This is a genomic window from Zarconia navalis LEGE 11467, assembly GCF_015207075.1.
In the GTDB taxonomy this organism is placed as follows: domain Bacteria; phylum Cyanobacteriota; class Cyanobacteriia; order Cyanobacteriales; family Geitlerinemataceae; genus Zarconia; species Zarconia navalis.
In genome coordinates this window covers 1-11,359 of sequence record NZ_JADEXN010000110.1, presented here as the reverse complement: position 1 = coordinate 11,359, position 11,359 = coordinate 1, and the positions used below count along the sequence as shown (strand labels likewise).

General features: G+C 51.4%; 19 protein-coding genes, 1 pseudogene and 1 CRISPR repeat array. Of the genes and pseudogenes, 11 read left to right on the top strand and 9 right to left on the bottom strand.

Going from position 1 to position 11,359, the window contains the following annotated elements; translation table 11 throughout:
- Nucleotides 1–30: 30 nt before the first annotated feature.
- The gene (locus IQ235_RS07995) at nucleotides 31–249 is read right to left on the bottom strand and encodes a hypothetical protein (RefSeq protein ID WP_264320955.1); all 219 of its coding nucleotides are present in this window, start codon (nucleotides 247–249) and stop codon (nucleotides 31–33) included.
- Nucleotides 250–422: 173 nt separating this feature from the next.
- On the opposite strand from IQ235_RS07995, the gene IQ235_RS07990 reads away from it, so the two are divergent.
- The 11 genes from IQ235_RS07990 (at nucleotide 423) to IQ235_RS07940 (ending at nucleotide 4,560) form a co-directional block, all read left to right on the top strand.
- A complete protein-coding gene (locus IQ235_RS07990) occupies nucleotides 423–749 on the top strand; it encodes a hypothetical protein (protein ID WP_264320954.1) in 327 nt (108 codons plus the stop codon).
- A 16-nt stretch (nucleotides 750–765) separates the two neighbouring features.
- Nucleotides 766–1,155, top strand: coding sequence for a hypothetical protein (locus tag IQ235_RS07985; RefSeq protein ID WP_264320953.1), 390 nt, complete (start codon nucleotides 766–768; stop codon nucleotides 1,153–1,155).
- A gap of 55 nt (nucleotides 1,156–1,210) precedes the next feature.
- The gene (locus IQ235_RS07980) at nucleotides 1,211–1,657 is read left to right on the top strand and encodes a DUF1071 domain-containing protein (protein ID WP_264320952.1); all 447 of its coding nucleotides are present in this window, start codon (nucleotides 1,211–1,213) and stop codon (nucleotides 1,655–1,657) included.
- A 17-nt stretch (nucleotides 1,658–1,674) separates the two neighbouring features.
- Nucleotides 1,675–1,896, top strand: a complete 222-nt coding sequence (locus IQ235_RS07975; RefSeq protein WP_264320951.1) for a hypothetical protein — start codon at nucleotides 1,675–1,677, stop codon at nucleotides 1,894–1,896.
- Between the two features lie 66 nt (nucleotides 1,897–1,962).
- The gene (locus IQ235_RS07970; RefSeq protein WP_264320950.1) at nucleotides 1,963–2,286 is read left to right on the top strand and encodes a tetratricopeptide repeat protein; all 324 of its coding nucleotides are present in this window, start codon (nucleotides 1,963–1,965) and stop codon (nucleotides 2,284–2,286) included.
- Between the two features lie 15 nt (nucleotides 2,287–2,301).
- A complete protein-coding gene (locus tag IQ235_RS07965) occupies nucleotides 2,302–2,610 on the top strand; it encodes a DUF4326 domain-containing protein (protein WP_264320949.1) in 309 nt (102 codons plus the stop codon).
- A gap of 13 nt (nucleotides 2,611–2,623) precedes the next feature.
- Nucleotides 2,624–2,794 (top strand): hypothetical protein, encoded by a 171-nt coding sequence (locus IQ235_RS07960; RefSeq protein ID WP_264320948.1) that lies wholly within the window; start codon nucleotides 2,624–2,626, stop codon nucleotides 2,792–2,794.
- A gap of 130 nt (nucleotides 2,795–2,924) precedes the next feature.
- Nucleotides 2,925–3,194: a hypothetical protein gene (locus tag IQ235_RS07955; RefSeq protein WP_264320947.1), complete on the top strand. Its 270-nt coding sequence runs from the start codon at nucleotides 2,925–2,927 to the stop codon at nucleotides 3,192–3,194.
- Entirely contained in the window at nucleotides 3,191–3,706 is a 516-nt protein-coding gene (locus IQ235_RS07950; RefSeq protein ID WP_264320946.1) for a hypothetical protein, read from the top strand. Before IQ235_RS07955 ends, IQ235_RS07950 begins: the two co-directional genes overlap by 4 nt.
- A 9-nt stretch (nucleotides 3,707–3,715) precedes the next feature.
- Nucleotides 3,716–4,213: a hypothetical protein gene (locus tag IQ235_RS07945; protein ID WP_264320945.1), complete on the top strand. Its 498-nt coding sequence runs from the start codon at nucleotides 3,716–3,718 to the stop codon at nucleotides 4,211–4,213.
- Nucleotides 4,214–4,407: 194 nt separating this feature from the next.
- On the top strand, nucleotides 4,408–4,560 hold the full coding sequence (locus tag IQ235_RS07940) for a hypothetical protein (protein WP_264320944.1): 153 nt from the start codon (nucleotides 4,408–4,410) through the stop codon (nucleotides 4,558–4,560).
- Between the two features lie 219 nt (nucleotides 4,561–4,779).
- Here the strand turns inward: IQ235_RS07940 and IQ235_RS07935 are convergent, their stop codons facing one another.
- The 8 genes and pseudogenes from IQ235_RS07935 to IQ235_RS07905 form a co-directional block, all read right to left on the bottom strand.
- Entirely contained in the window at nucleotides 4,780–5,364 is a 585-nt protein-coding gene (locus IQ235_RS07935) for a thermonuclease family protein (protein WP_264320943.1), read from the bottom strand.
- A complete protein-coding gene (locus IQ235_RS07930; protein ID WP_264320942.1) occupies nucleotides 5,357–6,196 on the bottom strand; it encodes a hypothetical protein in 840 nt (279 codons plus the stop codon). Before IQ235_RS07930 ends, IQ235_RS07935 begins: the two co-directional genes overlap by 8 nt.
- The gene (locus tag IQ235_RS07925) at nucleotides 6,187–7,227 is read right to left on the bottom strand and encodes a metal-dependent hydrolase (protein WP_264320941.1); all 1,041 of its coding nucleotides are present in this window, start codon (nucleotides 7,225–7,227) and stop codon (nucleotides 6,187–6,189) included. Before IQ235_RS07925 ends, IQ235_RS07930 begins: the two co-directional genes overlap by 10 nt.
- Nucleotides 7,224–7,922: a hypothetical protein gene (locus tag IQ235_RS07920; protein ID WP_264320940.1), complete on the bottom strand. Its 699-nt coding sequence runs from the start codon at nucleotides 7,920–7,922 to the stop codon at nucleotides 7,224–7,226. Before IQ235_RS07920 ends, IQ235_RS07925 begins: the two co-directional genes overlap by 4 nt.
- Nucleotides 7,923–7,943: 21 nt before the next feature.
- A pseudogene (locus IQ235_RS19000) lies at nucleotides 7,944–8,111 on the bottom strand (sigma 54-interacting transcriptional regulator); the annotation flags it as partial.
- Nucleotides 8,048–8,641, bottom strand: a complete 594-nt coding sequence (locus tag IQ235_RS07915) for a hypothetical protein (RefSeq protein WP_264320939.1) — start codon at nucleotides 8,639–8,641, stop codon at nucleotides 8,048–8,050. The pseudogene IQ235_RS19000 and the gene IQ235_RS07915, both read right to left, overlap by 64 nt.
- A 350-nt stretch (nucleotides 8,642–8,991) precedes the next feature.
- Nucleotides 8,992–9,498: a hypothetical protein gene (locus IQ235_RS07910; protein ID WP_264320938.1), complete on the bottom strand. Its 507-nt coding sequence runs from the start codon at nucleotides 9,496–9,498 to the stop codon at nucleotides 8,992–8,994.
- On the bottom strand, nucleotides 9,498–10,118 hold the full coding sequence (locus IQ235_RS07905) for a ParA family protein (RefSeq protein WP_264320937.1): 621 nt from the start codon (nucleotides 10,116–10,118) through the stop codon (nucleotides 9,498–9,500). The genes IQ235_RS07910 and IQ235_RS07905 overlap by 1 nt, the downstream gene beginning before the upstream one ends.
- 796 nt (nucleotides 10,119–10,914) lie before the next feature.
- Nucleotides 10,915–11,324: a CRISPR direct-repeat array (repeat unit 36 nt; unit sequence CCCTACCGATTGGGTTAAATCGGATTAGTTGGAAAC).
- Between the last annotated feature and the right edge of the window lie 35 nt (nucleotides 11,325–11,359).

Below are 11,359 nucleotides of genomic sequence, written 5' to 3'. Positions count from 1 at the left end.
CCCCACCACCACCACAGTGACGGGGTTTGCCTATGAGTTTTTTGGATCGTCCATTTCATCGAGCGCTCTTTGAATTGCCTGTCTTACAAATTCTTGCCATTCGTCAATCGATTTCACTCTTTGCATCATCGACTCACCAACGCGAAGCTGTAATTTTGCCAGCAGCGGCTCATCCCGATCGGTCGTATAAGAAGTTAAATTCTCAGGCGCACCACCAGGACGACCTGATTTACCTTTGACTCCAGCCATAAATGTAACGGGTATTTACTTTACCCATTATTACACGTATACACGTAAAATAATGTAACGAATTCCTTCATTATTACGTGTATTCATGTAATAATGAAGGAGAAGCCGAGAGACAAAGCTACTAAACGATTTCTCTCGGCTCTACTCACAACGTAAATTGGAGCAATCTAATTATGTCACCATCAGTCGAACAATACGATGGCTTGAATGCATTGTTGCAACATGTCACCGATCTAGAGTTTAAGCTCTCGTCTTTCCTCCTATCCAACTCTGAGGAAAGCGTCACCGAGAAGGATGTTTTTCAACTGAAAGCGCTTTTGCAAGGCGCATCAAAACCCCATATCGAAGAATGCCAAAGCGAGAAGGAAGTCTGGGAACAGATTGAGTGTGAAATCAAGGATTACGAATGCGAGCGAGATCGGGCTGAGGAGGAAGCAGCCAAATACTGGGCGCAAGTTCGGCGGCAGGATGAGAACGACTACTATGCCTCGGTAATGTAACGACCCAATTGGGGGGATGCCTTCATTCCCCCACCGTCAACTTCCTCCAGATAAAATCATGCTCGAACTCGAACAGTATCCGCGAGAAATCGCACGCATCCAGCGCAACATCCTCGATCGCGAGAAGCAAATTCGCCGCCTGAGTGAAACTCTGTCACTGATTGACAATCAAATCGATCGGGCGATCGCCTACGATGACGATTTGAGGAACGACAGCCAGCGCAAAGCCAAACGCAACGAGCTACGGCTTGAAGACTTAGAACGATCGAAAGTCCTCAAACAAATTCGGGACGCAAGCGATCGTAAAACCGAGCTAGAGATTGACTTGGAGTATTACCGCTGCGAGTACAAGATTCGGTTGCTGATGCTGCGTGAAAAAGTGGCTCAGCTAGAGTCCGCCGCCTGATGAATCTTGGGGATACCGACATCCCCGCTCGTTCCCCCCCATCGAACTCAACATCATGCAAGCTGTCGAATCGATCGAGAATAAACTTCAACCCCCGAGCCACCCTGGAGAATGGACGCTCAAACAGATTCAAGATGCCATCAAGCGCCCATTGCCTCAATCTATGCTCAAAAAACTTAAGGATAAAGGCAATGCCCCTTACGTTCCCTGGTTTCGGGTCTGTCCGATTTTGGATAAGTATGCCCCTGGTTGGACGTGGGAAATTCGCTCGACTCACCTAAGCGACGATCGGATTTTCATAGTCGGACGATTGACCCTTCCCACCGCTGGGGGTGACGTATGGCGAGAGGCAACCGGAACTGAGGAACTCAAACGGCTCGATCGCAAAACTGGAGAATTGACCGAACTGGCTTACGGCGACCCTAGTAGTAATGCCGAGAGTATGGCATTTCGACGAGCTGCGGCGAAATTCGGTTTGGCACTGTACCTGTACGAGAAGTAATGGAATTCGCTCGAACGATGAAAAAAATTGCTATTGGAATTCTTCTGCTTTGGATGCACGGACTCATGTCTTGCGGCTCGACGAAGCGCTGCGTCTTTGTGGGAGAATTTTCCAACCCCAACCCATCCAAGAAAATGTGTGGGTATAAATGCCGAGGTTACGGCGCGATCGCCACGTTTGAGTGGGATAAAAATAAGCCCTGTCCTCCCTCCTTTGACGGGAACTTTCCCGGCCCCTAATTCGATTGAGAAGAGAGGGCGATCTGCTTTCTCTTCCCAAATTGTCCAAATTCGATCGATAAAAAAATGTCTTCAATCCTAACAACCGCCCAAACCGCATACGATAACGGAAATTACGATCGCGCCCTACAACTGCTCCTTCCCCTGGCAGAAGCGGGCCACGCAGAAGCTCAATGCCTCGTCGGTTCGATCTATCATCTCGGCTTGGGCAGCATCGAACCGAACGAGCCAGAAGCCGAAAAGTGGTATACCTTCGCCAGCGATCGAGGACACGGTTTGGCTTCCAATAACCTGGCCGCTCTCATCGGCAGTTCCGATCGCGAGCGAGCTAAGGCGTTGTGCCAGCTTGCGATCGCTCAAGGCTTCAGGCACGCTCCCAATTCTTTCTAGTCCCGCACCAGTGCGATGAATCTATCGGTTATTAATCGAAAAACCACCCCCGGCGGCATCTACATCGGTCGTCCGTCGATTCTGGGTAATCCCTATAAAATCGGTCGAGATGGCGATCGCACTGCGGTAATCCAAAAATATCGGCGCGGACGAGAGCAAGAAGTTCAACGCCGAGGCGCGGTGTGGGAAGAGTTGAGGAAACTTGCAGCCCGTGTTGCATCGGGGGAGGCGATCGAGCTTGCGTGCTGGTGCGCTCCCGAACCCTGCCACGGGGATGCGATTAAATCTTGCCTCGAATGGATAATTCGCGAACGTTTGTATTAAAGGATGAGATGATATGAACCCATCACAGATGACCTACTCGCAAATCCAGCAATTGCTCTACGAGTTTGATATTTGCACGCGCCATGCTTCCGAAGATGAAGACTTGAGCGAGTTGGAAGACGAGAAAGCCCAGCTCGAAGATGCCCTCGCCAATGGGAACTATCTCGATTGCGAATACCAGTAAACTTCAGGAGAAACAACGATGCAGCAGCACTGCTGGATGAAAGAATCGACAGCGCGATCGAGGATTTAGACCGCTAATGTTGATGGGGATGCCGTCATCCCCGACCCCTCTTGAAATGGATTGTAGAACGATGAATAACTTCACCCCTTTATCGGTTACGCTGCCCAAAGAACCCGCCACCATTCACATGGCTCTGGTGCTACGCCAGCTCGGAGATAAATTCGCCACCCATATCGAAGATTTAGATGGCAAAGCGCGAGGAATTAACGATCGCTATTTAAACGGTCATTACTTCGACGATTACGAGGATGCGGTGGAAGACTGGAAATCCCGCCTGCGCGAGAAAGTCGATGGCGATCGCTACGACAGTATTATTCGGGAGCTGCAATTAGACCGATGATAACCAGCGATTCTCTGACCCAGATTCAATCCTACCTCCAGCAACGAGTCGAGCAGATGCGCAAGTACGGCAGACCCGATCGCAAATACTGTTGCTTTGAAGAACTCATCCTCGATCGCGGCGTGGCGATGACTGCTGCCTCGAAGCCGCCGAAACTCAAGCGCGGTCTACCAAAGTCGTGCTATTACAATTGCCAACAAGTCGCATTCGGACGCAAGACTCTAACCTACGTGGAGGGTTATGCTATCTCAGCCGATATCCCAATGGCGATCGCCCATGGATGGCTAGCGAACGACAAAGGCGAAGCAATCGAACTCACTTGGGAAGAGCCAGGGATAGCATATCTCGGCATACCCTTCTCGACGAAGTGGGTCAAAGCCTTTCTAAAACAGCGCAACCGACCGGATAGCTTGAGTATCTTTGAGGGAAATTATCTAGAGGAGTTCTCACTGTTGAAAGATGGCATCCCCACCGAGGCGATTGTCTCGTTACAGAATGAGGTCGTTCGTTAATCGATTGCAATGACAAACAATTCCCTGACCCACCTCAAATCTGACCTAGAAGCCCAAGTCAAAATTCGCAGACAACTGCACCGCTATCCGGAGTGGAAATACTGCGGATTTGCAGAATTGGTTCTCGATCTCGGTCAGCCCATGACCGCCGTTCCCCTACCGCCCTATCTCGATCTCGGCTTGCCAAAATATTGCTACCGCAACGCCCAGCAACTCGCCTTTAAACACACAACCCTGACTTACGTTGAAGGATTCGCGCTCTCGTCGGACGATTTGCCGATAGCAATGCCCCATGCATGGCTGGCGAACGACAAAGGTGAAGCGATCGAACTCACCTGGGAGGCTCCGGGAACCGCATACCTCGGCATACCCCTTGAAACCCAGTGGGTGAAATCATTTCTGAAGCAACGCAAATGCAAAGACGAACTGAGCATCTTTAACGGAAATTATCTAGAGGAGTTCTCACTGTTGAAAGATGACATCCCCCAGGAGGCGATCGCATCATGAAAAATTGGCAACCCCAAATCGGAGAGCGAGTGGGAGTTAAGTGTAGCGACCTGCAATAAGAAACACCTCGACCTGCAAACAAGACTTTTTTGAGCCAGGATTATTTGCAACTACAACCTCGTCTGAGCCAGGATTATCTGCAACTGGGACAAGATTAACTGCAACCAGCCAGGATTATCTGCAACTAGGCTCAAATGTTTACCACTCCTGAATCTGGCGGCAATCTGAGCGCTTTGACCCTTGTTGAAAACGGAAGCCTGAGTCAAAAAACTCATCATCTGGGACGATTAATTTCCCTAGATAACTTGACCGAGTTTCTTGACGGCAGCAAGCCAGAATTCTCGTGAAGCCAGAGGTCTAAATCTCCGAGTCAAAAAAACGACCGTTTTCTTAACTCGCTCGTTGCAGTTAATTCTGGCTCCAGTTTCTTATTGCTGACCCGTTGCAAATAATCCTGGCTTAGTTGCAGTTAATCCTGGCTCAATGACTCGTTTAGTTGCAATTAATCCTGGCTGAAAACGAACCTTATTGCTGGTCGGAGGGTTTCTTATTGCTGGCTGCCACACCTACCTCCTCCGCCACTCCCACGGATACTCCGGCACGCCACTCGCCCACACTCCCAATCGCTGTTTCTTCGCTAACTGGCCTGAATAACTCACCGCATCCCAATTTTTGCAATTTTCCTTGTAATCCTCGTAGGGAAACGCTGCCCCCGCAACGACCATATTGCTCTGCACCAATCCATCGTCATTCCAGAGTTCCGCCACCACTCTGCCATATCGATCGACATCCACCGGATCGACGGTGACTTCACCCGCCGCTAAAATCGATCGCAGCGTATCGCGCGCCATAATCCCGTGCCGCTGCTGTTTTTCCGGGGCATCGATGCAAGCAAACCGCACTTTAATCTCGCCTTTGTCGTTGGCATACTTCGCCAGTTCGGGACGATCCGATTTCACGCGAATCGTATCGCCATCGTAGACACTGCCAGGAACTACCCGAGCTGGATATCCCGCCGCCTCCCAATCGCCGCGCACCTCGACGGTTTGGATGATGCGGGGTTCCGATTCGGCACGACCTCGGATGACGCTGTGACCGATGAGGGCGATCGCAATGAGTACAGGTGCAGCGCCTAGGAGTTTGTTAGTCATTAGCAATGAGTGAAATTTCAACTTGAATATTGCGATCGCTTTGTCCCAAAATCTTCACCCGCCGGATACTGCCGCTGTAGGGCGACTTGATTGCGGTAATTTGCTCGATTTTCTCCTCGATATCCTGCAAATCGTTCAATAATTGGGCTTTCTGATAGCTCTGCTGCTGCCCGGAACGCTGTTGTTCGAGCAATAACTGCTGCTGGTTGAGCTGCTGTTGCTGCAAGAAAACCAGTTCTTCTTGTTGGCGCAAGGCTTTGGCTTGATTCAACCGAGCCATCGTATCGGATATCCGATATCGCGCGTCGGCGAGTTGCTGTTGATACTGGATTTGTCTGTCGAATGCCTCTGGCTCCGTCACGCTTGCCATCCAGGGGTCATAGTGGTTCGTCGGTGGCGGCGCGGAGCCTTCGAGCCTTGCTAGTTCTGCCCTAGCCGAAGCAATTTGGTTTTCCTCCACGGAGAAATCGGCGGTGGGTAATTCCATCAGCGGGTTAACGGGAATCGCGATCGGCTGTTGGGATAGGGCTAGTTCGAGTTGTTGCTTCTTGGCTTCGAGGGCCACCCGTGCCTCAGTGCGATCGCACAAAACTTGACCCGCCATCACCGTCTGCTTTTCGGTCACCTTCACATCATCCAAAGTCGTGACGTTGCAAGTAATTCGATGTCGCTTGGACGAAGACGCTTCCGGGGATGGCGTTTCTGAATTCCCCAATGGCGAAGCCGATGGCGACACCTGGGCGATGACGGGTTGAGTCGGTGGCTGCTGCGGCCAGACGACGAGGGCAATGGTAGATACGATCGCGATCGGGGCAAATTTGCTCAATTCCATACCGGCGCGGGCTTAATAATCTTGACGGAGAGAGAACCGATCGCATACTGGTCGGCAAGCAGTTCGATCGCCTTCTCTATTCCTTCATAACTCAGCTTCAGGGTCGATCCGCTCAATCCGACCGTGGAATATCCCGTTTGCGGCGGAATCTCGATATCTTCGGGGAAATCCACCGTCACATTGCCAGTCACAAAAACGATCGCATCGGGATAGCTCGCTCGAACTTCCTCCAGCTTCGGTAATGGGTTCTCATCGTCAAAGGTGAGGGTTTGAAGTTGAGTTTGTGCCGTCTGACCCACGTCGGTGGTAACTTTGGTGGCGATAATCTGCTGGTTGGTTTGGAAAATCCGTCCAGTGCGATCGAGAACGATAAATTCGTTGCCAGCGGTATCGAGGATAAAGTACTTTCCCGATGCGTCCGTGCGATCGCTCGCGTAGACCCCCTCGATGTTCGCCCAAATCTGATGGGTGGCGGCATTTTGGTTGTAAGTGGCAATGGCACCGTCGCGCAAACCCAACCCTTGCGTCACCTGAGCTTGAATCCCACCGCCCCCGGCGATATGAATGCCAGCCGCGAGTAGAAAACCTGCCAGCACCAGCACCCAATATTCTCCAGGGCCACCCGTGGTCAGTCGCCTGTGGGGATTGCTCACGCTGATACACCAAGCCTTGCAGGGCCAAAATAGCTGAACCCCCTGCTTGGTGAAACAATCGGAGAAACAGGAGAGCAAATGTCCCAGCGGCAGGGCCAGGGCAATTTGCCAGGGCTGACCGAAATAGTGGCAAGCTCCAAAACTCAGCGCCGCGAGCAATGCCGTCGCCGCCAAACTGTGGGTTATCGATCGATGGGGGAACCGGTCTTCGATCCAGCTCGATATCGGAAATAGGATTTGCCCGATGGTGCTGGTGCTGGTGTCCAAATCCGGAAGCTGCGATCCGACAATAGCCAGCCCCAAGATAAACGGATCGGCGCTGCCGAGTATCAGAGACGTTCCAGCCGCTGCGATCGCCCCATGGGTAATTGCCATCATTGTCCGAATCGCTTCCTTGCCCCGCGAATGGAGCCGAGTTGTTTCAAGGTCATCCCGCTGACGAGCGCCACGCCGCCAAAAATATAGAGCGATTTGTTCTGAGTTCCCATCCCGATAAACCGCACCACCCCAAAGCCCATGAGCATCGCTATCAGAATTGGCATAATCACCAGATATTGCGTATGCTCGGGCTTGGCTTTTTGGTTGAGTCCGAGCTGCTCGTTGCGAATCACCTTTTTTGCTAATAGGGGATTTCGTCCCGCCAGCGGTTGCAACTCGGCCAGGCGCGATCGGGAAATTGGCAAACCGATGCGGGACGCTTCAGCGCTCATCACCGATCGAATTTGGGCATTATCTGGCAGCTCTAACTCGACTTCCACCATGTCGAGAAAAATGTCCCGCTGCGGATTGACCACCGCAAAGCAAACCACTTTGACTCCTGATGCGATCGCATCTTCGAGCCAATATCGAACGCCGGTGGTCAATCGTTTGGCTTCGGGGAATATCAATAAGGTGTTCTCGTCGATATTCCCAGCGATTTCCTCTTTGAGTCCGTCCATGGTCAATGGCTTTTCTCCCACCTCTTCGCCATCCTTGTTCAGTTTCGGTTCGGTGGTGGGGATATCCAGTTGCTCGGCGATGTCGGTGAAGAATTTCTTACCGCTGCCTTTATAGATGGCGATCGCGCAATCCATTTCCCCAGCAAATCTATTGAATAAGGCTTGGGCAAATTGCGCTTTTCCCGTTCCCGCCTCACCGAGAACGAGGACGCTGTGACCCGATCGAATTGCTGATGAGACTTGCTCGAATTCCGGCGAGTTTACGCAGACTGGCTCTGGTTCTTCCCGCTCCGATTGCTCCGATACTGCGCTAGGAGATTGGATGCGATCGAAGCGGGCGTGTCCTTTGGGTTGGCAGCTTCGCGCACGGCACTCACTTTCCCTTGCAAATCGGGAGGCAAATCCTCGAAGGTCATGTCCTGAGCGAGGCTGAGCTTAACCAATTCGGGCATTGCCAAATTGCGCGCTTTGAGTTCGGCGGCTTGGCGCATCAGACCGTCGATATCCATATTGGCGGTGGGTTCTTCCGGTTCGACGTAGATATCCTCGGTCGCCAGGTCTGCGGTGGTGTCCTCTGTGGCGATCGCATTGTCGTTTGCCTGGACTAACGCGCCGGACTCATCGGTTTTGTTATTAAGAAATCCCTCAATTTTTCCGTTCTTGTTGTGGTAAACTTTGAGTTCTTCGAGCTGATTCATTTGCTCGGAGTTCAAATATTTTTTCCTACTAGAATCGCTTTTTTGCTCGATGCCGAGATACTCCACCCATTTGTAAAAAGTGGTTTTTCCAATATCAAGAGTATCTAAAGCCTGTTCGCGGTAATACCGGGTTACGGTCGCGGAATCTGTAGTCATAGCAGAATTTTTTTTATTTCTCTATCCCATATTATGCAAAGCCCAGAAAAAAAACTGCCACCAAGATTTCGCGGTATTCCGCGCGGAAAGTTTGAAGATTCCGTAAACCCCATTGACCGGATCTGGCAATCGATCGGGCTAAAAACGGCGATGAAAATAACTCAATAACGCGCGAATCTATCGCGGCAAATTGGGAAATCAAGGCAGCGGCAAATCATGCGATCGCTCGAAATTACAGCCGGGGGAAATATCTAGGAGCCGTTGCGCGATCGAGAATTTGAGTACCGATGTTTGTCACTTCGGCAGTCTGGAACTGCCAAAGTCTGAAACTGCCAAAGTCTGTGAGTCTGTCAGTCTGTTTCTTCCAAGCTCAGGGAGTCTCGCAGTTCGGCTTCGGTTGCCCCACTAAGTACGTCAGCGCGATCGAGGAGCAAATCTACGGCAACCCGAATCAGGGTGTTTTCGGTGATGCGCTCGCCGCCGCGTTTGGCACGGTTGAGCTTGCGGGCGATCGCGGTGAGGCGATCGAGCTGGTCTTCCCGCAGTCGGGTTTCTTTGCGAATTAGGGTGAGGTACTTCGGCACTTGGGTACTTTGGGAGTTTGTTAGTTTGTGACTTCGGGAGTCTGTATCTTCGCTAGTTCGATCGTTCGCAACTTCGGCAGTCTGTATCTCTGTCGGTACGGTTGCTTGAGACTCTGTTACTTTGAGAGTCTGTAAGTCTGTAAGTTTCGGAGTTTGTAAGTTCGTCACTTCGTTCTCTTGAGAGTCTGGGACTTCCGTACTCTGTAAGTCGGTTTCTTCCGGTCGCTGGGTTTCTTCTTTGACTAAATCGGAGAGTTTGCGTCGCTTGGCCATCACCATTCCCTCTGCAATTCGTCAACAACTTTGCGATAGTCCGAGGCGGCAATCCCGGCGTTTCTACCTTTCATTTGGGCGATCGATATTCCTTCGAGGGGGGCGCGTTCGTGAACTTTGTAGGCTCGGATGAAACTGTTAAAGGTGGGAATCCCGGCATCCATGAGGGATTGTTGGGCTTCGAGAGCTTCGTTGATGCTGCGCGGATCGACTTTGGTTAGCAGTACCCGATGGTCAACTTTGGCGGTGGCGATCGCGCTGCGGACGGTTTCGATGAGGGCAGATAAGTCCATCGGTGCGGGTTGGGTGGGCAATATCAGATAGTCGGCCGCGCCCACTACGGCTTTGAGGGCATCGCTTCGCAGCGCCGGGGGCGTATCGACCACCACCAGTTCGTAGTCTTTCACTTTTTTCAACTGCTTGAGGAGTTGGGGATCGGTTTCTTGGGCTAAGTCGAAGGGCATTTCTCCGCGATCGACCCACCAGGAGGCAGAGGCTTGGGGGTCGGCATCGACGAGCAGGGTCTTGTAGGTATTGGAGAGGAGCGCGGCGAGGTTGACGGCGCTGGTGGTTTTGCCCACACCACCTTTCCCATTGGCGATCGCCAGGATTTTGGACATACTTCGGGACTCTGTTAGTTCGGTACTCTGTAACTCTGTAAGTTCCGAAGTATGTGAGTTACAGACTCTGGAAGTTACGGAGTTACACCGATTACGATAGCAGACCCGAAATATTTCGCTGCGAAAGTTTTCCAATTGGCTTTTGTATAGCAACGGAGAAATTTTGGTCGCTAAGGCCCAAAGCGAGATATAGGAGCGATGCTAGAGAAGCTGCCAGGAAGTGCCAAGGTGCGATCGGAAGTGGGATCGAAGGTTCGCGTCGCCAGGGGTAATCTACCTCTAGAATGGGGTTGAGTCGAGAGCCTTGCCAGCGCTCGTTTCCGAACGTTTTATCTAGACATCCCCCTTTCTACGCCGTTTTCGGAGCCTCGATCGCTCAAATTTATCGTAAAAAATATGGCTGTAACTTTTTCCCTATCTAGTTTTGAGCGTTTTGGCATTCGAGGGCGATCGCTCCTGTGCGGCGGGGAAGGCTGCCAATTTCCCGATTTTTTGCATTCGATCGGTCTGAGATGGGTCAAAGAACTTTTGATTGACGTACAATGCGAGAAAAATCTCCTAAACGACACTGGGAAAAGGGGTTGGGTGAATCTAACCCGTTGCTTGATTTTTCTTGACCCGTCTCGAGAAATCGCCCAAACCCCCATTCTCTCGTGGAGATGGTTCAAATCCTTGCAGAAACTGGGATTGAGGGGTGTCAGTTGGCCGGTTTGCAGACTCGATTTATACTGTAAGAGAGAGACGGGTCATTTTGAGGCTCAAAACTCTTGTTCTGTCTGGGTTCTACAGACGAACTCCCTACCGATTGGGTTAAATCGGATTAGTTGGAAACGACCCTGAAGTCAAACTCCTCCCAAATCACTATTGTTTTGCCCTACCGATTGGGTTAAATCGGATTAGTTGGAAACCGCCCGCTCATTTAGAGCATTGATTTTTGGCTCTGAGGCCCCTACCGATTGGGTTAAATCGGATTAGTTGGAAACACCGCCCTTGGATGGCTGTTTAGCCATAGGTCATTCGCCCTACCGATTGGGTTAAATCGGATTAGTTGGAAACGGTGGGAGGGCAGATTGGACGGGCCGGGGGTAGGGTTCCCTACCGATTGGGTTAAATCGGATTAGTTGGAAACAAATTAGAGGTCGCCAGGATCGGTCACAGGATCGGTCACCCCCCTACCGATTGGGTTAAATCGGATTAGTTGGAAACACTATAGGTACGGACATCCACGCTATGAGCAGACC

Bases quoted from the DNA above. Each gene is read 5' to 3' on its own strand.
- IQ235_RS07905 (WP_264320937.1), bottom strand. From the start codon at position 10,118: ATGTCCAAAATCCTGGCGATCGCCAATGGGAAAGGTGGTGTGGGCAAA.
- IQ235_RS07945 (WP_264320945.1), top strand. From the start codon at position 3,716: ATGACAAACAATTCCCTGACCCACCTCAAATCTGACCTAGAAGCCCAA.
- IQ235_RS07920 (WP_264320940.1), bottom strand. From the start codon at position 7,922: ATGGATTGCGCGATCGCCATCTATAAAGGCAGCGGTAAGAAATTCTTC.
- IQ235_RS07910 (WP_264320938.1), bottom strand. From the start codon at position 9,498: ATGGCCAAGCGACGCAAACTCTCCGATTTAGTCAAAGAAGAAACCCAG.
- IQ235_RS07985 (WP_264320953.1), top strand. From the start codon at position 766: ATGCCTTCATTCCCCCACCGTCAACTTCCTCCAGATAAAATCATGCTC.
- IQ235_RS07990 (WP_264320954.1), top strand. From the start codon at position 423: ATGTCACCATCAGTCGAACAATACGATGGCTTGAATGCATTGTTGCAA.
- IQ235_RS07970 (WP_264320950.1), top strand. From the start codon at position 1,963: ATGTCTTCAATCCTAACAACCGCCCAAACCGCATACGATAACGGAAAT.
- IQ235_RS07930 (WP_264320942.1), bottom strand. From the start codon at position 6,196: ATGGAATTGAGCAAATTTGCCCCGATCGCGATCGTATCTACCATTGCC.
- IQ235_RS07965 (WP_264320949.1), top strand. From the start codon at position 2,302: ATGAATCTATCGGTTATTAATCGAAAAACCACCCCCGGCGGCATCTAC.
- IQ235_RS07915 (WP_264320939.1), bottom strand. From the start codon at position 8,641: ATGACTACAGATTCCGCGACCGTAACCCGGTATTACCGCGAACAGGCT.
- IQ235_RS07955 (WP_264320947.1), top strand. From the start codon at position 2,925: ATGAATAACTTCACCCCTTTATCGGTTACGCTGCCCAAAGAACCCGCC.
- IQ235_RS07940 (WP_264320944.1), top strand. From the start codon at position 4,408: ATGTTTACCACTCCTGAATCTGGCGGCAATCTGAGCGCTTTGACCCTT.
- IQ235_RS07950 (WP_264320946.1), top strand. From the start codon at position 3,191: ATGATAACCAGCGATTCTCTGACCCAGATTCAATCCTACCTCCAGCAA.
- IQ235_RS07925 (WP_264320941.1), bottom strand. From the start codon at position 7,227: ATGATGGCAATTACCCATGGGGCGATCGCAGCGGCTGGAACGTCTCTG.
- IQ235_RS07995 (WP_264320955.1), bottom strand. From the start codon at position 249: ATGGCTGGAGTCAAAGGTAAATCAGGTCGTCCTGGTGGTGCGCCTGAG.
- IQ235_RS07935 (WP_264320943.1), bottom strand. From the start codon at position 5,364: ATGACTAACAAACTCCTAGGCGCTGCACCTGTACTCATTGCGATCGCC.
- IQ235_RS07960 (WP_264320948.1), top strand. From the start codon at position 2,624: ATGAACCCATCACAGATGACCTACTCGCAAATCCAGCAATTGCTCTAC.
- IQ235_RS07975 (WP_264320951.1), top strand. From the start codon at position 1,675: ATGAAAAAAATTGCTATTGGAATTCTTCTGCTTTGGATGCACGGACTC.
- IQ235_RS07980 (WP_264320952.1), top strand. From the start codon at position 1,211: ATGCAAGCTGTCGAATCGATCGAGAATAAACTTCAACCCCCGAGCCAC.